The organism is Mycolicibacterium obuense (genome assembly GCF_055397605.1).
Genome location: NZ_AP043663.1, coordinates 333,828 through 355,517 on the forward strand (window position 1 = coordinate 333,828; position 21,690 = coordinate 355,517).

Below are 21,690 nucleotides of genomic sequence, written 5' to 3' on the forward strand. Positions count from 1 at the left end.
CGGCCCGCCGGGGCATGCACCGTGTCACAGTGCACTGTGCACACCAAGGTGGCGGTCATCGGGGCTGGACCCGGCGGACTGGTCGCGGCGCGTTGGCTTCTCGCCGAGGGCTTCGATACACACCTGTTCGAGCAGGGGCCTGAGCTGGGTGGGCAGTGGACCGGAGAGATCGGCGCCAGCGGCGTGTGGCCCACGCTTTACACGAACACCAGCCGCATCCTGACCGCGTTCAGCGACCTGCCCCACGACGGCGGCCAGACGTTCCTGTCCGCACCACAGATCCTGCGCTATCTGCACCGCTATGCCGGGATGTTCCGCCTGAAGGATCGAATCAGGTTGAGCTCCAAGGTGATTCACGTGAAACATGGCGGTGGCCGGTGGTCTGTCGAGACGGCGGACGGAGCCGAGGCCTTCGACCGGGTCGTGATCGCCAGTGGGCGCTTCCAGACTCCTGCGCTGCCGCCGGTGCCCGGTCTGTCGACGTTCAGCGGACCCGAGGGTGTGCGGTCCACCTTCGACTACCGCGGCGTCGAACCGTATCGAGGTAAGCGCGTTCTCGTCGGCGGCTGCGCTGTCAGCGCCCTGGAGGTGGCGGCGGAACTCGTGCACGGCGGCGCGGCCGCGGTGACGGTGACACAGCGCCGGCAGCGCTACGTGCTGCCGAAGTTCGCCGCCGGGGTGCCGTCCGACCACCGCATCTTCACCCGCTACGGCGCCTTGGCCGCCGAACGTCTTCCGGTGACCGAGGTCGATCGTCAGCTCAAGACGATCGTCACCGACGCCGGTGGCAGCCCCGAGCAGTACGGGGCTCCGACCCCCGATCCATCGCTGTTCGCCGCGGGGGTCACCCTCAGCCAGGACTATCTCCCTCTGGTCGCCGAGGGACGCATCGATGTGCGGCCGTGGCCGCTGTCGGTGTCCGGCCCCGACGTGACGTTCGCCGACGGAGGCACTCAGCAGTTCGACGGAGTCCTGTTCGGCACGGGCTTCCGCCTGGATCTGCCGTTCCTCGCCGATGAGATCCGAGAGACTCTCGGCCTGGACGACGTCCACCTGGATGCAGACCGGTACACCTTCCACCCCGACCTGCCGGGCCTGGCGTTCGTCGGGATGTGGGATCAGTCGGGCGGCTACTTCGTGCCCCTGGAACTGCAGGCCCGTTGGCTCGCCTACACCTGGTCGGGCCGGGTGCCCGGAGCCGACCTCGGGGCGCAGCGCGCCGCCGTCGCGGCGTACCGGGCCCGCCGCGGACTGCCGCAGAAGACCCGAATGAACCTTGCCGCCATCGGTTTCGCGCGCGCCGCGGGCTGTGAACCGCAGCTCGACCGATGGCCCGAGCTGCGGCGTGCACTGCTGTTCGGCCCGCTCGCGCCGAGCTGTTTTCGCCTGGACGGACCTGACGCCCTGCCCGATGCCGCCGAGGAATTCGCCCGTGCCGCAGCTGCCTTCGGAGCAATTGAGTCGCCGGAGTTCACCGACCGCGAACAGGCCGACTGGAACCTGCTGCAGAGTCACTGAACACAACTCCTACCCCATCAGCTGGTGGCGTCCAGAATGAGTTTCACCGTCTCTTCGGGCTGATCCCAATGAGGGAAGTGGCCGCAGTGCGAGAACCAGTGCAGAGAAGCGTCGGGGAAGGCACGCATCGCCGGTTCGGCCTCGCTCGGTGGGGTCACGCGGTCGTTACGCCCCCAGCCGATCGTGACTCGGCCCCTCAACGAACCGGCCGGTGCGCCCTGCTGTTTGGGTCCGTGCACCAGTGCTCGCACCGCGTCGTCCAGACTCGGAGAGCTAGCGAAGTTGCGTAGTTCGCCAAGCACCAGTTCCGCGGGCAGCTGCCACGGTTTGGCAGAGAACTGCAGCAACAGTGCGGTACGCCCGACAGCGCTGTTCGTCAGGGCGGGCAGAAGCGGTTGAATGCGCTTGACCAGAGCGATCGACGGACCGACGGTGCAGCCGAAGATCTTGACCTGTCGGTCGGACCAGAACCCTCCCGGGTCGAGGGCCACCGCGTTACCGCCGTGACCGCGGCGGGCCAGTTCGAGCACCAATCGCGCACCCATCGAGCTACCGACTACGTCGACGTTGCCGAGTTCGTGCTCGATGATGAAGTTCTCGACGGCATCGGTGAGCGAAGAGACGGAGACCTCACCGGTCAGCGGTGGGCTTTCGCCGAAGCCGGGAAGGTCGATGGCGATCACCGAGCGTTCGCGGGCCAGAGCGGGGACGACGAGGTCCCAGTTGTGCAGGTTCGAGATGCCATGGACGAGCAGAAGGGGTTTACCTGAGCCGGTACGGATCGAGTACATCTGGGGCGGGTACCCCGACCGGACGGGTTGATACGGAGGAAAGTTCCACGGGATAGGACGCCTGTCTCATTAGCATTGCTCAGGTGGACCACGTGGACACCGGTCAGTTGGCGGCCCTGGCGGCGGTGGTCGAATACGGCAGCTTCGACGCGGCCGCGGCCCACCTGCACGTCACGCCGTCGGCCATCAGTCAGCGCATCAAAGCCCTCGAACAGCGCACCGGCCAGGTTCTCGTGATCCGCGAAAAGCCCTGCGCTGCAACCCCTGTAGCCGCACCGCTGCTGAGGTTGGCGGCGCAGACAGCACTGCTGCAGACCGAGGCGCTGGCGGAGATACGCGGCGGCCCGGCCGCCCGCCCGCGGATTGCGTTGGCCGTCAATGCCGATTCGATGGCGACGTGGTTCACCGGCGTCTTCGCCCACCTGACCGATGCGCTGCTCGACATCCGCATCGAGGACCAGGATCTGTCGGCGCGGCTGCTCCGCGAAGGGGTGGTGATGGGTGCGGTGACCACCGAGAGCGCCGCGGTGCCCGGGTGTCGTGTGCAGCCTCTCGGCATCATGCGCTATCGGCCGGTGGCCACCCGGACGTTCGTCGAGCGACACCTGTCGGACGGGTTCACTGCCGAGGCCGCCGCCGCGGCGCCGTCGTTGGCCTGGAACCGCGACGACGCCCTGCAGGATCAGCTGGTGCGTCAGGTGTTCGGCGCAGACGTGCGCCGACCCGTGCACTACGTGGCCACTGCAGCGGGGTTCGGTGCTGCCGTCCATGCCGGGCTGGGCTGGGGGATGTACCCCGAGCAGTTGATCGACGCGTCGTTCACGCTCATCAGCGACGAGCACCTCGACGTCCCGCTGTACTGGCAGTGCTGGAAACTCGACAGCGCCACCGTGGCGCTGGTGACCGACGCGGTGAAGTCGGCGGCGACGGGCCTGCTGCCGCCGCAGTGAGACCGGCCGGGGACAATCGTGACCATGGATGCGCCGGTCAGGGTAAGAATCCTCGGCGTCGGGATGGGGCCTGCCCACGTGACGAGCGAGGTCGCCGACGCGCTGAGGTCCGTCGACTACGTGCTGGCGGCCGACAAGACCGACCCCGAGGCCGACGCCAGAACCGACGAGGACCCCCTGCTCGAGCTGCGCCGCGCCGTCGTCGGTGCCTTCCCCGGACCGGACGGACCCGCCGAGGTCGTCGCGATCACCGATCCACCGCGCGATCGCTCCGCCGGGCTGACCGCGTCGCAGTACGAATCCGCCGTCGCGGACTGGCATGCGGCCCGCGCCGCCCGCTATGCCGACGTCCTGCGCCGCCGCGGCGGGACGGCCGCGTTCCTGGTGTGGGGCGATCCATCGCTGTACGACTCGACGATCCGCATCGTCGAACACGTGCGGGCTCTCGGCGTCGACCTCGATTACGACGTGCTGCCCGGCGTGAGCGCACCGGCACTGCTGGCCGCGCGGCACCGCATCGTGCTGCACGAGGTCGGCCGGTCCGTGCACGTCACCACCGGACGGCGACTGCAGGAAGCCGTCGCCGCCGGGCTCGACAACATCGTCGCGATGCTCAACCCTCCGCCGCACCGCCTCGACTTCACCGGGCTGCACGAGTGGACCATCTGGTGGGGCGCCAATCTCGGCGCACCGGGGGAGCAGCTGCTGTCGGGCCGGCTCGGTGACGTCGAACCGCTGCTGCCCGCCGCGCGCGCGGCCGCCGCGGATACCGACGGCTGGGTGATGGATCTTTTTCTGCTGAGGCGCACCTGATGGCAGGCCTGCTGATCGCCGGTACCACCAGTGACGCGGGCAAGACCCTGGTCACGACCGGGTTGTGCCGGGCACTCGCGCGCCGCGGAGTCAGCGTTGCCCCGTACAAGGCGCAGAACATGTCCAACAATTCGATGGTCGCCGACCCTGGCGTGGAAATCGGCCGGGCGCAATGGATTCAAGCGCTGGCGGCCGGTGTGACCCCCGAGCCGGCGATGAACCCGGTGCTGCTCAAACCGGGCAGTGACCGGCGCAGCCACGTCGTGCTGATGGGCCGGCCGTGGGGAGAGGTGTCGTCGGCGGATTGGCTCGAGGGTCGGCGAGCACTCGCCACTGCCGCCCACGCCGCATACGACGACCTGGCCTCCCGCTACGACGTCGTCGTCGCCGAGGGTGCCGGGAGCCCTACCGAGATCAACTTGCGTGCAGGCGATTACGTGAACATGGGGTTGGCGCGACACGCCGGAATGGCCACCGTGGTGGTCGGCGACATCGACCGCGGCGGAGTCTTCGCCGCATTTCTCGGCACGGTGGCGTTCCTCTCGCCGGAGGATCAAGCTCTGGTCGCCGGCTTCGTCGTGAACAAGTTCCGCGGTGATGCGACGCTGCTGCAGCCCGGCCTGGAATCTCTCGAAAAGGCCACGGGCAGAACGGTGTACGGAACCCTGCCCTGGCAGCCCGATGTGTGGCTGGATTCGGAGGACGCCCTGGACCTGGGGGGCGTCCGCCGCTCCCGGCCGGGTGCACACCGCGTCGCGGTGATCCGCCTGCCGCGGATCAGCAACTTCACCGACGTCGACGCGCTGCGGCTGGAGCCCGAGCTCGACGTGGTGTTCGCCTCGCACCCCGGCGCGCTGGCCGACGCCGACCTGATCGTGCTGCCGGGCACCCGGTCCACGATCGCCGACATGGCCTGGTTACGCGCACGCGGACTGGCCGACGCGGTGATCGCCCACGCCGCCGCCGGCCGGCCGCTGCTGGGCATCTGCGGCGGCTTCCAGATGCTCGGCCGCGTGGTGCGTGACCCTGCCGGCGTCGAAGGCGAGCCCACCGAAGTCCCCGGTCTCGGGCTGCTCGACGTCGAGACCGACTTCGTCGCCGAGAAGACACTGCGCCTTCCTCACGGAACCTGGCTCGGTACAACGGCATCGGGCTATGAGATCCACCACGGGCGGGTGGCGGTGGGGAGCACGGAGGACGATTTCCTCGCCGGTGCGCGCCACGGCCAGATCTTCGGCACGATGTGGCACGGGGCCCTCGAGGGCGACGCACTGCGCAGTCGATTCCTCCACGAGACGTTGGGGGTCGCGCCGTCGGGTGTCTCGTTCCCCGCGGCGCGGGAAAATCGGCTGGACCGCCTGGGTGACCTCGTCGAGCAGCATCTCGACGTCGACGCACTTCTCGCCCTGGCGCTGAGAGGTGCACCGGCGGATGTGCCGTTCCTCCCGCCGGGGGCGCCGTGAGAATCCTGCTGCTGGGGGGCACCGCGGAAGCTCGGGCACTGGCCGGCATCCTCACCGCCACCGACCATGTCACCACCTCGTTGGCGGGTCGGGTCGCCGATCCTCGTCTGCCGGTCGGTGAGGTGCGCATCGGCGGATTCGGGGGTGTCGACGGGTTGTGCTCTGCGTTGGCGCATTTCGAGGTCGTCGTGGATGCGACGCACCCGTTCGCCAAGACGATCTCGAGCAATGCGGCAGAGGCGTGTGCGCAACGCGGGGTGCCGCTGCTGCGGTTCGAGAGGCCGGGCTGGGCCGACCGCTCCCGCGATTCGTGGCACTGGAGCGCATCGCACGACGATGCGGCGACGGTGGCCGCACGCCTCGGCCGGCGACCGTTCCTCACGGTGGGTCGGCAGGAGATCGCCCGGTTCATTCCCGCCCTGCGCGATCACGCCACGCTCGCACGGGTGGTGCAGGCCCCTGACGAGGCCCTGCCGCCGGCGTGGCGGTTGGTGACCAGTCGCGGCCCCTATGCGCTGGCCGGCGAACTGGAGCTGATGCGCGACCATGCCGCCGACGTACTCATCACCAAGGACTCCGGTGGTGAGTTCACCTGGCCCAAAATGGAAGCCGCAGAGCAGCTCGGCGTCCCGGTCGTCGTGGTCGCCCGTCCTGCCCGCACCGCAGGCGTGCCCACCGTCTCCGACATCGACGACGCCGTCGCCTGGGTGCGGGCTGTCTCTACGATGAGCCGGTGAGGATCCTCGTCACCGGCGGTGTCCGCTCGGGCAAGTCCCGGCACGCCGAAGAGTTGCTCGCCGACGCCGGCGCGGTCACCTACATCGCCCCGGGCCGGCCCGCCGACGGCCAGGATCCGGACTGGGATGCGCGGGTGGCCGCGCATCGCGCGCGCCGGCCGGCGGGCTGGTCGACCGTCGAGACCGCTGACCTCGTCACCGCCCTCGGGAACGCGGAGGGTGCCGTGCTGCTCGACTGTGTGAGCACCTGGGTGGTCGCCGTCGTCGACGAAGCCGCCCTGTGGGAGGCAGATTCGGCGCATGTGCACGCTGTCGTCGGCGCCCGCACCGACGCGCTGTGCGAGGCGCTGCGGCGCACCTCTGACGCTGTGGTGGTGACGAACGAGGTCGGTCTGGGCGTGGTGCCCGCTCACCGCTCGGGCGTGTTGTTCCGGGATCTGCTGGGCACGGTGAACCAGCGCGTCGCGGCCGTGTGCGACGAGGTGCACCTCGTGATCGCGGGCCGAGTCTTACGGCTCTAGAGAGTGTCACCGCGCGCGGTAACGCTCCTCGTGCACGACGGAGGAGAGTGGGCTGCGGGCGCGCCAGCCGAAGCGTTCGAGGTCGGGAACCTCGGGGACGTCGGCGACCGGACCGACGCACAACCAGGCGACCGGCCGGACGTGGGCAGGCATACCGACCAGGGTCCGCAGGACGTCCTCGGAAAAGAACGACACCCAGCCGACGCCCAGATCCTCGACAGTCGCTGCGAGCCAGAGGTTCTCGATCGCGCACACCACGGAGTAGAGCCCGGTGTCGGGGATGGCATGGCGGCCGAGTACCTGCGAACCCGCGCGGGTGGGGTCGTAGCCGACGACGATGCCGAGTCCGGATTCGCAGATCCCCTCGATCGTGATGCGCGAGAACGTCTCGGCGCGTTCGCCGGTCAGCGTCGAGGCGAAGACCTCACGTTCGGTCGCGACGTGGTCGCGGAACGCTCGGAGCGTCTCCGGTGAGCGCACCAGGACGAAATCCCACGGCTGGCTCATGCCGACCGACGGAGCGGCGTGGGCGGCGAGGAGGACCCGCTCGAGGACATCGTCCGGTACGGATCCGCCGGTGAACTCACGGCGGGTGTCGCGGCGCCGCCGGATGACGTCGTACAGGTCGGTCACGGCCGGATGGACCGATCGCGCGCGGGGTCGTACAGATGGCTCTCGCCGGCGCACGGATCGCTGCGTTCAGCCAGCGCTCGACCGACCAGAATGACTGCCGCGTAACGGAAACCAGCGTCCTGCACGGCGTCGGCGATGTCGGACACCGTCCCCCGCAGCACGACCTCCTGTGGTTGGGAGGCCCGGTAGACGACCACCACGGGGCAGTCCGCTCCGTAGTGGGGAGTCAGTTCGGCCATCAGTTCCCGGATGCGGGTGATGGCCAGGTGCAGCACCAGTGTGGCGCGGGTGGTGGCGAACGCGGCGAGCGTTTCGGTCTCGGGCATCGCGGTGGACCGCTGCTGGGTGCGGGTCAGGACCACCGACTGCGCGACCAGCGGCACGGTGAGCTCGCGCCCGACGCGCGCGGCGGCGGCCGCGTAGGCGGGGACGCCGGGAGTGACCGCCCACGGGACGGCGGCCGCATCCAGCCGCCGGGTCTGCTCGGACAGCGCCGAGTACACCGACGGATCACCCGACACCAGTCGCACCACGCGGCGCCCGGCCCGGTGGGCGGTGACGACGCGCTCGACGATGTCGTCGAGGTCGAGTTCGGCGGTGTCGACGAGTTCGGCGGCAGGGGAGCAGTGCGCGAGGACCTCGGGATCGAGATAGCTGCCGGGATAGAGCACGACCTCGGCGTCGGCCAGCATGCGTGTGGCCCGCACCGTCAGCAGATCGGCGGCACCCGGGCCGGCACCGACGAACTGCACTGCCCGGTCGTCATCCATCGACCCGAAGTGTAGGACAGGGCTCCGGCGCCGCTGGTTCCTCCAGGCCCCCGACGCGTCCTGTCGCGCGAGCCACCAGCGGGCTCAGCGCGGCGGCGACCGCGAACAGTGTCGCCGCCACGACCGCACCGGCGGGACCGTGCGCGTCGGTGGCCGCGCCGGCGGCCGATGTGCCCAGCGCGGCGCCGATCAGCGCGCCGCTGTGCAGCCACCCGAACGCCTCGGTGGCCACGTCCTCGTCGACGTCCTGCGACACCATGAAGTACAGCGCCGACATCGCCGGTGCGAAGCCCATGCCGGAGACGAACAGGGCACACATCTGCAGCGCCAGCACATGGGTGAGCCCGAACGCCGCGGTTCCCACCGCCACGACGGACAGGGCAGTGACGACGCCACCCAGGCCGAGGCGGCGGTGCCCGAAGGTCAGGCCGCCCAGCACGGATCCGACACTGGCCAGCGCGATGGCAACGCCCGCGGTGAGGCCACTGTTGCCGTGCTCGGCCACCACGCCGACCTCCAGTGCGGTGAACGAGCCCACGAGCGCGCACCCGGCGACCATGGCCAGCAGCACGCTGCGGCGGCCCAAGACCCGGCGACGGCCACGGGCACGCGGACCCGAGCGGGGACGCAGCCCGCGGGCGCTGGCCAGGAACCATGCCGTGCCCACCACCGTGATCGCGGCCGAGGCGATCAGTGGCATCGCCGTGGACACCAGTGTCGAGAGGGCCATGGCCGCCACGGGACCGATGACCCAGATCATCTCCTGGGCGGTGGTGTCGAGCGCGAAGAGCGCGCGCACCCCGTCTCGGGGCAGCATCTGCGGGTACAACGCGCGGACGACGGGCATCAGGGGCGGCACCGACGCCCCGACCAGCAGGCCGAGCGCCATCAACGGCGGACCCGAGAAGGTCGCGAGCGCGAGTCCGAGCATGCTGGCGCCGTTGACCGCGGCGCAGATCGCCAGCGTCGCCGTGGTGCGGTCACCCCGGCCCGCCATGCGTGACGTGAGCGGCATGGCGATCGCTTCGCCGACGGTCAGGCAGGCGACCACCACTCCTGCGGTGGCGTAGGAGCCGGTGCGGTGTTCGACGTGCACCAGGATGGCCAGGGAGAGCATGCCGAGTGGCAGCCGCGCGAACAGCTGTGCCGCGGTGATGTTCGGGACGCGGGGCACGCGGAACAGTTCCCGGTAGATCCCCATGCGCGGACTGTACCGTCCAGACGGTGTAGTAGACCACCGGGTTTTAGGCTGGCCCCATGTCCTCGCGTGATCGCATCCTCGATGCCTACGCACAGCTGCTGGCAGAAGAGGGTGAGCGGTTCGCCACCGTGGACGCGGTGGCGGCGCGCGCCGGGGTGTCCAAGGGCGGGGTCCTCTACCACTTCCCCTCGAAGGATCACCTGGCCGGCGCGGTCTGCGAGCGGCTGGAAACGCTCGCCGCCGAGGACGCACTCCAGATGCGCGTCGCCGAGGAGGGGCCGGCCCGCTACTACGTGAGGTCGTCCCACTACGCCGGCACTCCGCTCGATCGGATTCTGGTCGCGGCGTCCCGGCTGCGGCAGGCCGGGGATGCCCGCGCGCGTGCCGCCATCGAGTCCGCCGCCGCCGAGTGGCTGTCGATCCTGCACGAGGCGATCGGGGACCTCGACACGGCGCGGGCGGTCAAACTGATCGGTGACGGCCTCTACTACAACGCGCTGCACCGGGCCCTCGGCGGGCATCTCGTCGCCTCCGATGCGGACGAGGATCTGCTCTCGGTGATCGACCGGATGATCGCGGCCGCCGCTCAGCGGTGATCAGCCGAGGGCGAACCGGCCGGCGAAGCCGCGCAGAGGCAGGTCGGCGCTCGTCAGGATTCCGGGGGGCGCCGCGACGACGGACTTGATGGCGTTGATCGCGGGCATGCCCGTCACCGTCATGCCGATGGATGCGAAGTTGTCGGGGTTCGACAGGTCGACACCGGGTTTCGGGAAGATCATGTGCTTGTTGTAGATGCACGGATCGCCCTTGATCTGGGTGATGTAGCAGCCCTTGATGTCCCAACTCGGATCGGTGTGCGGTGTCATCTGCCATTCGAGATGTGTTTCGACACGGGGGATTCCGTCGACCGTGCCGACGTAGCGGATGTAGCTGCCGCCCAGCGAGCCCTTGGGCAGCTGATACCACCCCAGATCGACGTCCTTGGTGCATGCGCCCAGCTCGAATTCGAACCTGACCTCGTCGAGCGTCAAGCCGAAGCAGTCCGCCATCATGTAGACCGAGTCGGCGAACACCTCCGTGTACTTGCGCAACTTGCCCGGGATGCTCGGATCGTCGACCGGCAGGCCGTAGCCGACCTCGATCCAGGTGTCCTTGCTGTGATGGCATGACACGTCGACGGATTCGAGCGTGACGATGTGCTCGATCTCCGCGACGTCGGCCGAGGCGACGACGCCGAGGATCTGATTCACGCCGGGGTTCATGCCGGTGCCGTAGAAGGTCGATCCGCCTGTCCGGCAGGCTTCGGCGAGCAGCTCGGTCACCTTCTTGCCGGAATGGTGCGGATGGTTGGTGTCGCGGTGGTAACCGGTGATCCAGTCCGCTGTGGTGACGATGTCGATGCCGGCTTCGAGCACCCGCACGTAGAGGTCTTCGTCGGGGAAGACGCCATGGAAGGTCACGACATCCGGTGCGGCAGCGATGATCTCGTCGACGGTGCCGGTGGCGATGACTCCGTTGGGCGCCAACCCGGCGAGTTCGCCGGTGTCCTTGCCCACCTTCTCGGGTGTGTAGCAGTGCACCCCGATGAGCTCGAGATCCGGCTGGGTGGCGATGCGCTTGATCATCTCCGAGCCGACGTTGCCGGTGGCGACTTGGAAGACTCGAATGGGGGTGCCGTTCGTCATCTGCTGGTTCAGCCCTTCTGTCGTGCCGCATTGACTTCAGCGGCACTGCCGCCGATGCCGTCTGGATAGAACTGGCGTGCCCACTCGCGAATCGCGGTGAAGCCCTGCACTTCTGAGGTCGCCAAGGCGGGCGGGTCCGAATACCGCTGGTGCGACCAGATGAAGATGTCCTGGGTGAACTGTCTGATGACCTCGTTGCCGAACTGCTCGGCCTTGATGCGGGCCCTCTCCGGGTCGCGGGGCGCTCGCTTCGGCTTGCCGATGTAGGTCATGAATCGGACGTCGGAGGTGCGGTCGTCGACCGGAGTGACGCAGGAGATCGTCCGGTTGTCGATCATCCCCCAGCTCTTGGTCACCGCGATGCCGAGACCACCGTTGATCGCCTGTACGCCGCTGCGGACGTCGTCGATCACCTGCTCTTCGTCTCCGTCGAAGGTGATCGTGAAGTCGACGTAGGAGATCGGTTGGTCGAAGTCGTGTCGGGTGAAGACCGGGTTGATCGGTGTCTCGTGCACATAGCGGAAGTGTTCGACGTCGACGCCGTTCTCCAGCACGTACTGCGGATGCATCTCGTGGCCCTGTTCGAAAAGCCGTTGCTGGGGGTAGTAATCGTCGACGCTGGAGCCGTCGTCGAAACTCGCGAACACGTCGGGCGCGTCGAAGAACGGCTCACGGCCGTGGACGTCATGCCAGATGTACACGGAGGCATTGCGTTCGACGACGGGGAACGACGGGATCCGCCGGCCTCGGTTGGGTCGCTTCTCATAAGGAATGCAGACATTGCGGCCCTCGGTGTTCCACTGCCATCCGTGGAACGGGCACTGGATCACCTCCCCGGTCACGCGACCGCCGAAACCCAGGTGCGCACCGAGGTGTTCGCAGTACGCATGCATCACCGACAGCTCACCGGATTCGGTGCGCCAGCCGATCAGATCCTGGCCGAAGTAGTGCATGCGGTGGACGTCGCCGGCGCCGATCTCGTCGGACCACGCCACCTGGAACCATCCGGTCGGCGTCATCGACAACGGCGGTTTGGCCACGGCGATCCCCTTCCGCTTCTCGTCGATGACTCTAGGAAAAGTTCATAGAGGTGTCAATGAATCTTGGTGCTCCGGCGCTAGGATGGCTCGATGCCGCTACCTGACAGCGCGGGTCGCACGGCGAACCGGCGTGGAAGAGCAACGCGCCGAGCGCTGTTGAGCGCGGCGGTGGACGCCCTGGCCACCGGCGATCCCGCGGCGGTGTCGGCCAATCGGATCGCCAAGGCGATCGGGGTGACGTGGGGGACCATCCAGTATCAGTTCGGGGATGCCGACGGATTCTGGGCCGCGGTGCTGCACCACACCGCGGAACGCCGCGGCGACACCGTCACGGCGTCCGACAGCAGGGCCTCGCTGCGCGCCCGCGTCGCGGGCATCGTCGACACGCTCTACGACGGGCTGGAGGCTCCCGACTCCCGCGCGATCGAAAATCTTCGGGCCGCGCTGCCTCGTGACCCCACCGAGCTCGACCGGCTGTACCCGGCGACGGCGGCCGAATTGCGCTCGTGGGGACAGACCTGGGCGGACATGTGCCAGAGGGCGTTCGCCGATCTGAAGGTGGATCCCGATCGGGTGCACAAGGTCGCGATGTTCATCCCGGGGGCGATGCGCGGGCTGGTCTCGGAGAAGCAGCTGGGCAGCTTCAACGATCTCGATGTCGCTCGGGATGGCCTGACGAGCGCGATAGTGGCCTACCTTGCCGGCTCTGGCGCGACAGGGTGACCCGGTTCGATCAGGTGCGTGGTGGGCCCGTCGTGCCCCGGACCACCAGTGTGGGCTCCAGCACGATGTCCCTGCTGGGCAGCGGCGCGTCGATGAGCATCGCGACCGCGAGTTCCACCGACCGGCAGGCGATGTCGGGCGCATCCTGGTGGATCGTGGTCAGATCAATGCGAGGGTTCTCCGAGATCCGGTTGTCGTCGTATCCGACAAGCGAAACATGTTCCGGCACCGAGATTCCCGATCGCGTGAACACGTCGAGGATGCCCAGGGCGCAACGATCGTTGCCCGCCAGCACCGCCGTCGGGAGTTCGGGCGCGGCCAGCATGGCGTGGGCTGCTACTGCACCCGCTTCTTCGTTGTGGGCGCCTGCGATCACGGTGGTCTCGGCGGCCAGGCCGTGCGCCCGCATCGCGGACCGGTAGGCGCGGGAGCGGTCGGCCGAGCCCGGATCGGAGCCGCCGTCGACGTGGTGGATGCGGCGGTGGCCAAGGCTTGCCAGATAGTCGATCGCCTGCCGAATTCCCCTGACGTCGTTGGTGCGTACCGTCGCGAGCGGAACATCGTCGGTCAGCCCCGGCAGTCGGCGACACGCCACCACCACCGGTACCCGCTCTGCCATCCGCACCAAGTCGGACTGGGCGGCGTACGGACCCAGCAGGAGCAGCGCGCCGCAACGATGGCTGAGTAGCGACTCCACGACAGCCCCTTCGGTGCGGTCCGGGAGATTGGCCGAGAGCAGCACCTCGTAGCCGAGGCGTTCCGCGGCGGGATAGATCGACGTGACCATTTCGGCTTGGAAGAGTTGACGGACGTCGATCATGACGCCGAGGGTGCGACTGCGCCCCTGCGCCAACAGTCGGGCCGCAGAATCGGGCCGGTAGCCGATTTCCTCGGCGATCGCGAGAACGCGCTGGCGGGTCTCGTCACTGGCGCCTGGTTTGCCGTCGAGGATGAAGGAGACCAGCGTGCGGGACACCCCGGCGCGTTCGGCGACGTCAGCCATCGTCGGGCGACGCTGACGCGCGGTGCTCACAGGCGAGATCCTTCGGGGAAGTGACGGTTGACACAGTTGCGGACTGATGCCCATAGTAGACCTCACGCGCGTTACTAACGCGCGTTAGTCCAGCGCAGAGAGAGCCGACGAGAGGGACATCCGTATGAGCAGCATTCGTGTCGGTTCCGCGCCGGACTCGTGGGGGGTCTGGTTCCCCGACGATCCGCAGCAGACGCCGTATCGCCGTTTCCTCGACGAGGTCGCCGAATCGGGCTACGAGTGGATCGAACTCGGCCCCTACGGCTACCTGCCGACCGATCCGGGCACGCTGCGCGACGAACTCGACTCACGGGGGCTGAAGCTCTCCGCCGGAACGGTTTTCGAGCATCTGCACAAAGACGATGCATGGGACGCGGTGTGGACGCAGATCGAGGACGTCGCGCGGTTGACTGCCGCGGTGGGTGGCTCGCACGTCGTTGTCATCCCCGAGATGTGGCGTGATCCGTCGACCGGTGTGGTGCTCGAAGACCGGGTGCTCACCCACGAGCAGTGGCGTAAGAAGACCGAGGGCATGAACGCACTCGGCAAGGCGATGTTCGAAACCTACGGTGTCCGTGCGCAATACCATCCGCACGCCGACTCCCATGTCGACACCGAGGGCAACGTGTACCGATTCCTCGATGGGACGGACAGCCGCTATGTGAATCTCTGCCTGGACACCGGTCACATCTCCTACTGCGGCGGCGACAACATCGCCATCATCCGCCGGGCGCCCGAACGTATCGGGTACCTGCACCTCAAGCAGGTCGATCCCGAAGTGCGAGCCAAAGTCGAGGCCGAGGACCTGCCGTTCGGCGAGGCCGTCACACTCGGCGCGATGATCGAGCCACCGCTGGGGATTCCGGACATGCCGCCCTTGCTGGCCGAGATCGAGCGTCTCGGCATCGACGTGTTCGCGATCGTCGAGCAGGACATGTACCCGTGCGAGGTCGACGCCCCGCTGCCCATCGCCCAGCGCACCCGCAAATACCTCGGGTCCTGCGGCATCCCGTCCGTCACCTTCCGTTAGGAGCGCCTGCAATGTCCGACTCGAGAATCGCCGTCCTCGGCGTCGGCCTGATGGGCGCTGACCACGTCGCCCGTATCCAGTCGCGCATCTCCGGGGCGAGGGTGGCCGTGGTCAACGACTACGTGACCGACAAGGCCGAGCAGCTCGCCGCAAGCATCCCCGGCTGTCGCGCGATCGTCGATCCGCTCGATGCGATCGCCGATCCCGACGTCGACGCGGTACTGCTCGCGACCCCGGGCCCGACGCACGAGAAGCAATTGCTCGCATGCCTCGAGCATGGCAAGCCGGTGCTGTGCGAAAAGCCCCTCACCACCGACGTCGAGACCTCACTGGCAGTGGTGCGCCGCGAAGCCGAACTCGGCGTACGGCTGATCCAGGTCGGCTTCATGCGACGTTTCGATGACGAGTACGTCGAACTGAAAGCGCTCATCGACGGTGGCGAGCTCGGCGATCCGCTTCTCCTGCACTGTGTGCACCGCAACCCCGCCGTGCCTGACAACTTCGACTCGGCGATGACCGTACGCGATTCGCTCGTCCACGAGGTGGATGTCACCCGATTCCTCCTCGGCGAGGAGGTCACCTCGATCCAGATCGTCACACCGACACCGAATCCCGCTGCGCGCCAGGGATTGTTCGATCCGCTGATCGCGATCCTGCGTACCGCCGGCGGCAAACACGTCGACGTCGAGCTGTTCGTCACCACCGGGGTGGCCTACGAGGTGCGCACCGAGCTGGTCGCCGAAAAGGGCAGCGCGATGATCGGTCTCGATGTCGGTCTGGTGCGCAAGAGTGCCCCCGGTCATTGGGGTGGAACCATCACCCCGAGCTTCAAGGAGCGTTTCGGCCGCGCCTACGACATGGAGATCCAGCGCTGGGTCGATGCCGTCCGCCGTGGCGGCATCACGGGAACCTACGTCGAAGGCCCGGGCGCCTGGGACGGCTATGCCGCGACCGCCGTCTGCGAAGCCGGAGTTCAGGCTCTGCAATCCGGACAACCCGTCGCGGTCAGCATGGTCGAGCGCGCGTCGATCCAGGCAGGGTGGCACCGATGAAGATCGCGCTGGACCCGACCCCGTTCCACCACGACTACTCGCTACTCGAATTTCCCGCGCTGGTTGCCGAATTGGGATACGAACACCTACAGCTGACCCCGCATCGCGATTTCATCCCGTTCTTCAACCACCCGCGCGCCGACGACGCGCTGGTGGCGAGGCTCCGCAAGGCCTGCTCGGACGCCGGGGTGGGCATCGCCTCGGTTCTACCGGTTCTGCGGTGGTCAGGCCCCGATGAGGACGCCCGCGAGGCAGCCGTCCGCAATTGGAAGCGCGTCGTGCAGATCACCGTGGATCTCGGTGTCAACGTGATCAACACCGAGTTCTCCGGACGTCCGGAGAAGGCGGAGGAATCCGAGCGCGCGTTCTTCCGGTCGATGGAGGAACTGCTCCCGATTTTCGAGCGGGAGGGCATCGACGTCCGAATCGATCCCCACCCCGACGATTTCGTGGAGGACGGTCTGGAGGCGATACGCATCATCCGGGGCGTCAATTCATCACACGTCGGGATGGTCTACGTCGCATGCCACAGCTTCCACATGGGCTCCAACATGGCGGAGATCATGTCGGAAGCGGGAGACCTGCTGCGGCTGGTGCATGTCGCCGACACCATGGACCACCATCGCTCGCACGGTCTGCGCTACATCACGAATCCGCCGGGCAATCCCGTCCGAGTGCATCAGCACCTCAAGATCGGAGACGGTGACATCGACTGGGACGAGTTCTTCAGCGGCCTCGCCCGGCTCGGCTTCTACGACCGGGACGACACCGTGATGGTGTCGAGTGTGTTCGCCGAAGACGAAACGGCCCACGAGGTGTCGCGCTATCAGCTGAAAACGATGGTTGAGTATGTGGACAAGTACCGCTGATGCCATCGCGGGATGGCGGCGCCGCGTACGATCGACCATGTCGAGAACAAGCGTAAGCACAATGCCGCCGAGCGGCGCCGCCAGCTGTGCGACGCCGCTATCTCGCTGCTCGCCGACGAAGGGCCCCGCGGACTGAGCCACCTCAAGGTGGACCGGCAGGCCGGTGTACCCGATGGCACCACGTCGTTCTACTACCGGACGCGGGCCGCTCTGCTGCAGGGAATCGCTGATCAATTGGTGCGCTACGACGCCGAGGTGTTCACCGAGGTGTTCAAGGACGCGCCGAACAGCACCGGGCGAGTCATCGCGGGAATGCTGGCCGATCAGCTCCTGGCGGTGAGGAGTGAGCCGCAGTTGTCATGGACGCGGGCCCGTCTGGAACTGACCATGTCGGCACGCCGCGATCCGGGCGTCGCGTCGGGCTTCCGGCAGATCTCGGAGAGCTATCGGGCGCTGGTCGAGCGGTTGGTGCTCGCCCTGCACCACGACAACGGCCTCGACGTCGATCACGCGCTGTGCGACGAGCAGACCTCTGTCCTGATGGCCTACCTGAGCGGCCAGACGTTCGCGCTGTCGAACGACTCTCCCGAGGTGCTGACCCGGCAGGACATCGAGCGGCAGATCCACGCCGTGCTCGTCGGCGTGGCTGTCGAGTACGCAGCCCGTCAGACGCCGAGCAGCGATTCCAGTGGCGTGCGGGCGAAGTAGATCGCGAACCCGGCAGCCACCACCCACAGCAGCGGGCTGATCTCGCGCGCCTTGCCCGCGGCGGTTCGCATCACGACCCAGGAGATGAATCCGACGCCGATGCCGTTGGCGATGGAGTAGCTGAACGGCATCACGGCCACCGTGAGGACGACGGGCAGCGCGACGGAGAACTCCGAGAGGTCGATGTGTCGCAGATGCGAGACCATCATCGCCCCCACGATCACCAGCGCCGCGGCGGCCACCTCGGTGGGCACGATCGACGCCAACGGGGAGACGAACATCGCCGCCAGGAACAGCACACCGGTGACCAGGTTCGCCAGCCCGGTGCGGGCGCCCTCCTCGATGCCGGCCCCCGACTCGATGAACACCGTGTTCGACGACGACGATGTGGCGCCGCCGACCACCGCGCCGGCTCCTTCGACGATCAGCGCCGAACGTAGACGGGGGAAATTGCCCTGCGCGTCGGACAGTCCGGCTTCCCGGGACAGGCCGGTCATCGTGCCCATCGCGTCGAAGAAGTTCGCGAACACCAGCGTGAAGATCAGCACCACCGCGGCGATCACACCGATGCGGCTGAAGCTGTTCAAGCTGAACTCGCCGACCAGCCCGAGGTCGGGCAGTGCGAACGGAGAGCCAGACAGGGTGGGCACCGACAGGGACCATCCCCCGGGTTTCTCGGTGGCCGATCCGAGGTGCCAGATGGCCTCGATGACGACGGCGACGACGGTGCCGGCCACGAGCCCGATCAGGATGCCGCCGCGCACCCGGCGCGACACCAGGATGCCCGTCAGCAGCAGCGTCAGGATGAACACGAGCGTCGGTACGGTCGTCAGCGATCCCAGGCCGCCGCTACCCAATCCGACTGGGGGAGAGGGCAATTTGGTGGAAGAGATGAACCCCGAGTCGACCAGCCCGATGAACAGGATGAACAGCCCGATACCGGCGGTGATGGCCAGTTTGAGCGGCATGGGGACCGCATCGAAGATGAGCCGGCGCAATCCGGTCACCGCCAGCAACACGATGATCACACCGTTGATGACCACCAGGCCCATCGCCTCGGCCCAGGTCAGTTCACCGACGACGGTGGTGGCGAGGAACGAGTTGATGCCCAGTCCCGCGGCGAACGCGAACGGCAACCGTGCGATCAGTCCGAACAGGATCGTCATCACGCCGGCCGCCAGCGCGGTGGTGGCAGACACCTGCGCGAAGTTCAGCGACTGACCGCTGACGTCTTTCGGGCTCGACAGGATGATCGGGTTCAGCACGATGATGTAGGCCATCGCGATGAACGTGACCACGCCACCGCGTATCTCGGTGCCCACCGTCGACTGGCGGGCCGTGATCTCGAAGAAGCGGTCCACTCGGTTCATCGGCGGCTCAGTACTGCGACGTCGGGGCCGCAGCCGCAGCCGGAGCCGGCGGCGGGGCCACCGGCATGCACAGACCGGTGTTCAGGTCGAGTGCCTTGCCCGGAAGGCAGAACGGCGTGCATCCGTAGATGACGCCGGTCTGGCCGGGCGGGCACGAGCCGGGGGGCTGTGCGACGGCGCTCGGTGCCGCGGAGAGAGCCACGACCGGCACAGCGAGGGCTGCGGTGATCATCGCCGCTCCCAGAAGTCGTTGTCTACGAGCCATTCTCGTCCCCTCTCAACGTGGCTTCCCGGTGGCGACGCGTGGTCCCGGTGTGTCGGTCACGGCGTCGAGCACGAGTTCGGCGACCCGAGCCCGGTGGTCTTCTGCGCTGCCCAACAGCGCGGCGTTGGTGTAGGCCCGTTTGTAGTACAGATGGGCCTGGTGCTCCCAGGTGAACCCGATACCTCCGTGCACCTGGATGGTGTCGTTGGCCACCCGGGTGAGGGCCGCCGAGCACACCGCCTGAGCGATGCTGACGGCCAGCGCCGGGTCGTCGGTGCCGTGGGCCAGCGCCCAGATTGCGTGATAGGCGGCCGAGCGGGCGTGCTCGACGGCGACCAGACCGTCGGCCAGCTTGTGTTTCACCGCCTGGAACGATCCGATCGGGCGGCCGAATTGCAGACGGTTCTTCGCGTAGTCGACGCTCAGATCCAGCAGATGCTGTGCCGCCCCCACCTGTTCGACCGCGAGCAGTGCCGAACCCACGTGCAGTGCGTGGGCGATCACCCGGTCCGCGTCCTCCGGGCCGGCGATCAGCTGTGCCGGCGCGTCGGACAGCGTCACGGTGGCCTGCGGACGGGTGGGATCCAGCGTCGTCAGCGGAACCCGCTGCACCCCAGCAGAATTCGTGTCGACGGCGAACAGTGCGGTGCCGTCTGGGCCGTCGGCGGCGACGAGGATCAGGTCAGCGGCTCCGGCGTCGATCACCCCGTCCACCGTCCCGGTGAGGCTCCAACTCTCACCCGCGGGCGCGGCGGCGACATCGCCGATCGCGAACGCGGCGGTGCGTGTGCCATCGGCGAGGGAGTCGAGCAGATCAGATGGCGCCGAGGCCGCGACGAGCGCCGGGATCGCGAGGTACACGGTGCCGACCAGTGGGCCAGGCGCGAGTGCCGCACCGAGTTCCTCGATGGCGACCGCTTGGTCGATCAGCGTCCCGCCCGCGCCGCCGGCGGATTCGGGCACCGCCAACCCGAGCACACCGAGCTCGGTGCCCAGCCGCGTCCACACCGCCGGGTCATACGGCGGATCGGATTCCATGACAGCGCGGATCGCGCGTTCGTCGATGCGCTCGGCGCAGAACTTGCGCACTGCGGCGCGCAGCTGCTGCTGCTCGTCGGTGAAGACGAACTCGTCGCCCGCCGAGACAAGCTCCTCAGCCGTGCCCTTGGGCTGATCCGCAAGCTCCTCAGCCGTGCCCTTGGGCTGATCCGCAAGCTTCTCAGCCACGCGGGATCTCCTTCCACGCCATCCCCGCATCCGCCCGCAGATCACCGGGCAGGCCGAGCACCCGCTCGCCGAGGATGTTGCGCATCACCTCGGATGTGCCGCCTTCGATCGTGTTCGCCCGGCTGCGCAGGAAGCGCTGCTGAATGGGGCCGCGGTAATCGTCCGGATCGCCGTCCCCGGCTCCGTATCCGTCGTAGAGGAGGCCTTCGGGGCCGAGGAAGTCCATGCAGAACTCGTAGATGTGCTGATTGAGCTCCGCGCCGACGAGCTTGCCGATCGACCCCTCGGGGCCCGGACCGCCCACCGTGGCCGAAGCGCGCGATCGCTCTGAGGTCAACCGTTGCGCTTCGGCCCTCAGCCACAGACTGGTGAGGCGGTCGCGGAGCACGGCGGTCTGCCGTTCAGGCCGCGACGACCACAGGTTCACCGCATCGGCGATCGTTCCGGCGCCGCGCCGACTCCCGCTGGCACCGAGTGCGCTGCGCTCGTTCATCAGCGTCGTCATCGCCACGCGCCAGCCGTCACCGACTTCGCCGAGCCGGTGGGTATCGGGAATCCGAGCGTCGTTGAAGTAGACCTCGTTGAACTCGGCGTGGCCGGTCATCTGTCGCAGCGGGCGGGTCTCGACGCCCGGACCGTGCATGTCGACGACGAAGTAGGTCAGGCCCTTGTGCTTGGGCGCATTCGGGTCGGAGCGGGCGAGCAACAGACCCCACCGGGCCCGGTGGGCCAGGCTGGTCCACACCTTCTGACCGTTGATCACCCAGGTGTCGCCGTCGCGCACCGCGGATGTCGCGAGCCCGGCGACATCGGAGCCTGCGCCCGGCTCGGAGAACAACTGGCACCAGATGTGCTCGGTGGTGGCCAGCGGCCGGAGCAATTCACGGCGCACGTCGTCGGTCTGGGCGTGCTCACGGATGGTCGGCGCGGCCATGCCGTAGCCCATCGGATTGAGGCCCAGGGGGACAGGTCCGCCGGCGCCCTGCAGGATGCGGTCGGCGACCGCCTGCATGCCACGGGACACGCCAAGCCCGCCGAATCCTTCGGGGAAATGGACCCACGACAGCCCCGCGTCGAAGCAGGCTCCGAGGAATTCGGGAATGGGCACCGCTCGTGGATCGTGTTCGCGCACCACCTGGTGCGCGGCCTCGGCTACCCGGTCAGCATCGACGGCAGTGCCCATACGAGCACCTTAACCGGCGACTGCTGTCCGTCTAGCCCGCGGTGAGCGCGGGGCGGCCCAGGTCGGACCGATGATGACGCTGCAGGAGGTAACGGAGCCACCGAACAT

At 68.0% G+C, this 21,690-nt stretch carries 23 protein-coding genes; 12 read left to right on the forward strand and 11 right to left on the reverse strand.

Annotation, left to right across the window (positions count from 1 at the left end):
• Positions 1 to 21: 21 nt before the first annotated feature.
• Positions 22 to 1,518, forward strand: a complete 1,497-nt coding sequence (locus tag ACZ50N_RS01585; RefSeq protein WP_464474442.1) for a flavin-containing monooxygenase — start codon at positions 22 to 24, stop codon at positions 1,516 to 1,518.
• A gap of 17 nt (positions 1,519 to 1,535) precedes the next feature.
• Here the strand turns inward: ACZ50N_RS01585 and ACZ50N_RS01590 are convergent, their stop codons facing one another.
• Complete coding sequence (locus ACZ50N_RS01590) at positions 1,536 to 2,309, reverse strand: alpha/beta fold hydrolase (protein WP_464474443.1); 774 nt, start codon at positions 2,307 to 2,309, stop codon at positions 1,536 to 1,538.
• 83 nt (positions 2,310 to 2,392) lie between these two features.
• Between ACZ50N_RS01590 and ACZ50N_RS01595 the strand changes: the two genes are divergently transcribed.
• From ACZ50N_RS01595 to ACZ50N_RS01615, 5 genes are read left to right on the forward strand one after another with little or no spacing between them, the layout of a single operon-like run.
• Positions 2,393 to 3,259, forward strand: a complete 867-nt coding sequence (locus ACZ50N_RS01595) for a LysR family transcriptional regulator ArgP (protein WP_133412872.1) — start codon at positions 2,393 to 2,395, stop codon at positions 3,257 to 3,259.
• Positions 3,260 to 3,283: 24 nt separating this feature from the next.
• Positions 3,284 to 4,072: a precorrin-6A synthase (deacetylating) gene (cobF, locus tag ACZ50N_RS01600; protein ID WP_048421656.1), complete on the forward strand. Its 789-nt coding sequence runs from the start codon at positions 3,284 to 3,286 to the stop codon at positions 4,070 to 4,072.
• Positions 4,072 to 5,535 (forward strand): cobyric acid synthase, encoded by a 1,464-nt coding sequence (locus ACZ50N_RS01605; protein ID WP_464474444.1) that lies wholly within the window; start codon positions 4,072 to 4,074, stop codon positions 5,533 to 5,535. The genes cobF and ACZ50N_RS01605 overlap by 1 nt, the downstream gene beginning before the upstream one ends.
• A complete protein-coding gene (locus ACZ50N_RS01610; RefSeq protein WP_464474445.1) occupies positions 5,532 to 6,272 on the forward strand; it encodes a cobalt-precorrin-6A reductase in 741 nt (246 codons plus the stop codon). Before ACZ50N_RS01605 ends, ACZ50N_RS01610 begins: the two co-directional genes overlap by 4 nt.
• The gene (locus ACZ50N_RS01615) at positions 6,269 to 6,793 is read left to right on the forward strand and encodes a bifunctional adenosylcobinamide kinase/adenosylcobinamide-phosphate guanylyltransferase (protein ID WP_464474446.1); all 525 of its coding nucleotides are present in this window, start codon (positions 6,269 to 6,271) and stop codon (positions 6,791 to 6,793) included. The genes ACZ50N_RS01610 and ACZ50N_RS01615 overlap by 4 nt, the downstream gene beginning before the upstream one ends.
• Positions 6,794 to 6,799: 6 nt before the next feature.
• Here the strand turns inward: ACZ50N_RS01615 and bluB are convergent, their stop codons facing one another.
• The 3 genes from bluB to ACZ50N_RS01630 are packed head-to-tail and all read right to left on the reverse strand — an operon-like array spanning position 6,800 to position 9,397.
• A complete protein-coding gene (bluB, locus tag ACZ50N_RS01620) occupies positions 6,800 to 7,417 on the reverse strand; it encodes a 5,6-dimethylbenzimidazole synthase (RefSeq protein WP_464475745.1) in 618 nt (205 codons plus the stop codon).
• Between the two features lie 5 nt (positions 7,418 to 7,422).
• Positions 7,423 to 8,196 carry a precorrin-4 C(11)-methyltransferase gene (gene cobM / locus ACZ50N_RS01625; protein ID WP_464474447.1) on the reverse strand — a complete coding sequence of 258 codons (774 nt, stop codon included), beginning with the start codon at positions 8,194 to 8,196 and terminating at the stop codon, positions 7,423 to 7,425.
• Positions 8,189 to 9,397 (reverse strand): MFS transporter, encoded by a 1,209-nt coding sequence (locus tag ACZ50N_RS01630; protein ID WP_046361535.1) that lies wholly within the window; start codon positions 9,395 to 9,397, stop codon positions 8,189 to 8,191. Before ACZ50N_RS01630 ends, cobM begins: the two co-directional genes overlap by 8 nt.
• A gap of 56 nt (positions 9,398 to 9,453) precedes the next feature.
• Here ACZ50N_RS01630 and ACZ50N_RS01635 point away from each other — a divergent pair, with 56 nt between their 5' ends.
• Complete coding sequence (locus tag ACZ50N_RS01635) at positions 9,454 to 9,993, forward strand: TetR family transcriptional regulator (protein ID WP_046361534.1); 540 nt, start codon at positions 9,454 to 9,456, stop codon at positions 9,991 to 9,993.
• Here ACZ50N_RS01635 and ACZ50N_RS01640 read toward each other — a convergent pair whose 3' ends face one another.
• Positions 9,994 to 11,082: an NAD(P)H-dependent amine dehydrogenase family protein gene (locus ACZ50N_RS01640; RefSeq protein WP_464474448.1), complete on the reverse strand. Its 1,089-nt coding sequence runs from the start codon at positions 11,080 to 11,082 to the stop codon at positions 9,994 to 9,996.
• 8 nt (positions 11,083 to 11,090) lie between these two features.
• Complete coding sequence (locus ACZ50N_RS01645) at positions 11,091 to 12,122, reverse strand: aromatic ring-hydroxylating dioxygenase subunit alpha (RefSeq protein WP_464474449.1); 1,032 nt, start codon at positions 12,120 to 12,122, stop codon at positions 11,091 to 11,093.
• A gap of 90 nt (positions 12,123 to 12,212) precedes the next feature.
• Here ACZ50N_RS01645 and ACZ50N_RS01650 point away from each other — a divergent pair, with 90 nt between their 5' ends.
• Positions 12,213 to 12,845: a TetR/AcrR family transcriptional regulator gene (locus ACZ50N_RS01650; RefSeq protein WP_464474450.1), complete on the forward strand. Its 633-nt coding sequence runs from the start codon at positions 12,213 to 12,215 to the stop codon at positions 12,843 to 12,845.
• 10 nt (positions 12,846 to 12,855) lie between these two features.
• On the opposite strand, the gene ACZ50N_RS01655 is transcribed toward ACZ50N_RS01650, so the two are convergent.
• The gene (locus ACZ50N_RS01655; protein WP_082163841.1) at positions 12,856 to 13,848 is read right to left on the reverse strand and encodes a LacI family DNA-binding transcriptional regulator; all 993 of its coding nucleotides are present in this window, start codon (positions 13,846 to 13,848) and stop codon (positions 12,856 to 12,858) included.
• Between the two features lie 154 nt (positions 13,849 to 14,002).
• On the opposite strand from ACZ50N_RS01655, the gene ACZ50N_RS01660 reads away from it, so the two are divergent.
• Genes ACZ50N_RS01660 through ACZ50N_RS01675 form a run of 4 tightly spaced genes read left to right on the forward strand, consistent with a single transcriptional unit; the run spans position 14,003 to position 17,537 of the window.
• On the forward strand, positions 14,003 to 14,908 hold the full coding sequence (locus ACZ50N_RS01660; protein WP_464474451.1) for a sugar phosphate isomerase/epimerase family protein: 906 nt from the start codon (positions 14,003 to 14,005) through the stop codon (positions 14,906 to 14,908).
• Positions 14,909 to 14,919: 11 nt separating this feature from the next.
• Entirely contained in the window at positions 14,920 to 15,960 is a 1,041-nt protein-coding gene (locus tag ACZ50N_RS01665) for a Gfo/Idh/MocA family protein (protein WP_464474452.1), read from the forward strand.
• Positions 15,957 to 16,829, forward strand: a complete 873-nt coding sequence (locus ACZ50N_RS01670) for a sugar phosphate isomerase/epimerase family protein (RefSeq protein WP_048421757.1) — start codon at positions 15,957 to 15,959, stop codon at positions 16,827 to 16,829. Before ACZ50N_RS01665 ends, ACZ50N_RS01670 begins: the two co-directional genes overlap by 4 nt.
• Before the next feature lie 12 nt (positions 16,830 to 16,841).
• Positions 16,842 to 17,537 (forward strand): TetR/AcrR family transcriptional regulator, encoded by a 696-nt coding sequence (locus ACZ50N_RS01675; RefSeq protein WP_464474453.1) that lies wholly within the window; start codon positions 16,842 to 16,844, stop codon positions 17,535 to 17,537.
• On the opposite strand, the gene ACZ50N_RS01680 is transcribed toward ACZ50N_RS01675, so the two are convergent.
• The 4 genes from ACZ50N_RS01680 to ACZ50N_RS01695 are packed head-to-tail and all read right to left on the reverse strand — an operon-like array spanning position 17,495 to position 21,582.
• Positions 17,495 to 18,907, reverse strand: a complete 1,413-nt coding sequence (locus tag ACZ50N_RS01680) for an NCS2 family permease (RefSeq protein WP_048421643.1) — start codon at positions 18,905 to 18,907, stop codon at positions 17,495 to 17,497. The two genes, ACZ50N_RS01675 and ACZ50N_RS01680, sit on opposite strands and share 43 nt — an antisense overlap.
• Before the next feature lie 7 nt (positions 18,908 to 18,914).
• On the reverse strand, positions 18,915 to 19,139 hold the full coding sequence (locus ACZ50N_RS01685) for a hypothetical protein (RefSeq protein ID WP_318257975.1): 225 nt from the start codon (positions 19,137 to 19,139) through the stop codon (positions 18,915 to 18,917).
• Positions 19,140 to 19,184: 45 nt separating this feature from the next.
• On the reverse strand, positions 19,185 to 20,399 hold the full coding sequence (locus ACZ50N_RS01690) for an acyl-CoA dehydrogenase family protein (protein ID WP_464474454.1): 1,215 nt from the start codon (positions 20,397 to 20,399) through the stop codon (positions 19,185 to 19,187).
• A complete protein-coding gene (locus ACZ50N_RS01695) occupies positions 20,392 to 21,582 on the reverse strand; it encodes an acyl-CoA dehydrogenase family protein (RefSeq protein ID WP_464474455.1) in 1,191 nt (396 codons plus the stop codon). The genes ACZ50N_RS01690 and ACZ50N_RS01695 overlap by 8 nt, the downstream gene beginning before the upstream one ends.
• Between the last annotated feature and the right edge of the window lie 108 nt (positions 21,583 to 21,690).

Bases quoted from the DNA above. Each gene is read 5' to 3' on its own strand.
- ACZ50N_RS01590 (WP_464474443.1), bottom strand. From the start codon at position 2,309: ATGTACTCGATCCGTACCGGCTCAGGTAAACCCCTTCTGCTCGTCCAT.
- cobF (WP_048421656.1), top strand. From the start codon at position 3,284: ATGGATGCGCCGGTCAGGGTAAGAATCCTCGGCGTCGGGATGGGGCCT.
- ACZ50N_RS01605 (WP_464474444.1), top strand. From the start codon at position 4,072: ATGGCAGGCCTGCTGATCGCCGGTACCACCAGTGACGCGGGCAAGACC.
- cobM (WP_464474447.1), bottom strand. From the start codon at position 8,196: ATGGATGACGACCGGGCAGTGCAGTTCGTCGGTGCCGGCCCGGGTGCC.
- ACZ50N_RS01630 (WP_046361535.1), bottom strand. From the start codon at position 9,397: ATGGGGATCTACCGGGAACTGTTCCGCGTGCCCCGCGTCCCGAACATC.
- ACZ50N_RS01635 (WP_046361534.1), top strand. From the start codon at position 9,454: ATGTCCTCGCGTGATCGCATCCTCGATGCCTACGCACAGCTGCTGGCA.
- ACZ50N_RS01640 (WP_464474448.1), bottom strand. From the start codon at position 11,082: ATGACGAACGGCACCCCCATTCGAGTCTTCCAAGTCGCCACCGGCAAC.
- ACZ50N_RS01650 (WP_464474450.1), top strand. From the start codon at position 12,213: ATGCCGCTACCTGACAGCGCGGGTCGCACGGCGAACCGGCGTGGAAGA.
- ACZ50N_RS01655 (WP_082163841.1), bottom strand. From the start codon at position 13,848: ATGGCTGACGTCGCCGAACGCGCCGGGGTGTCCCGCACGCTGGTCTCC.
- ACZ50N_RS01660 (WP_464474451.1), top strand. From the start codon at position 14,003: ATGAGCAGCATTCGTGTCGGTTCCGCGCCGGACTCGTGGGGGGTCTGG.
- ACZ50N_RS01665 (WP_464474452.1), top strand. From the start codon at position 14,920: ATGTCCGACTCGAGAATCGCCGTCCTCGGCGTCGGCCTGATGGGCGCT.
- ACZ50N_RS01670 (WP_048421757.1), top strand. From the start codon at position 15,957: ATGAAGATCGCGCTGGACCCGACCCCGTTCCACCACGACTACTCGCTA.
- ACZ50N_RS01675 (WP_464474453.1), top strand. From the start codon at position 16,842: ATGGCGGCGCCGCGTACGATCGACCATGTCGAGAACAAGCGTAAGCAC.
- ACZ50N_RS01680 (WP_048421643.1), bottom strand. From the start codon at position 18,907: ATGAACCGAGTGGACCGCTTCTTCGAGATCACGGCCCGCCAGTCGACG.
- ACZ50N_RS01685 (WP_318257975.1), bottom strand. From the start codon at position 19,139: ATGATCACCGCAGCCCTCGCTGTGCCGGTCGTGGCTCTCTCCGCGGCA.
- ACZ50N_RS01695 (WP_464474455.1), bottom strand. From the start codon at position 21,582: ATGGGCACTGCCGTCGATGCTGACCGGGTAGCCGAGGCCGCGCACCAG.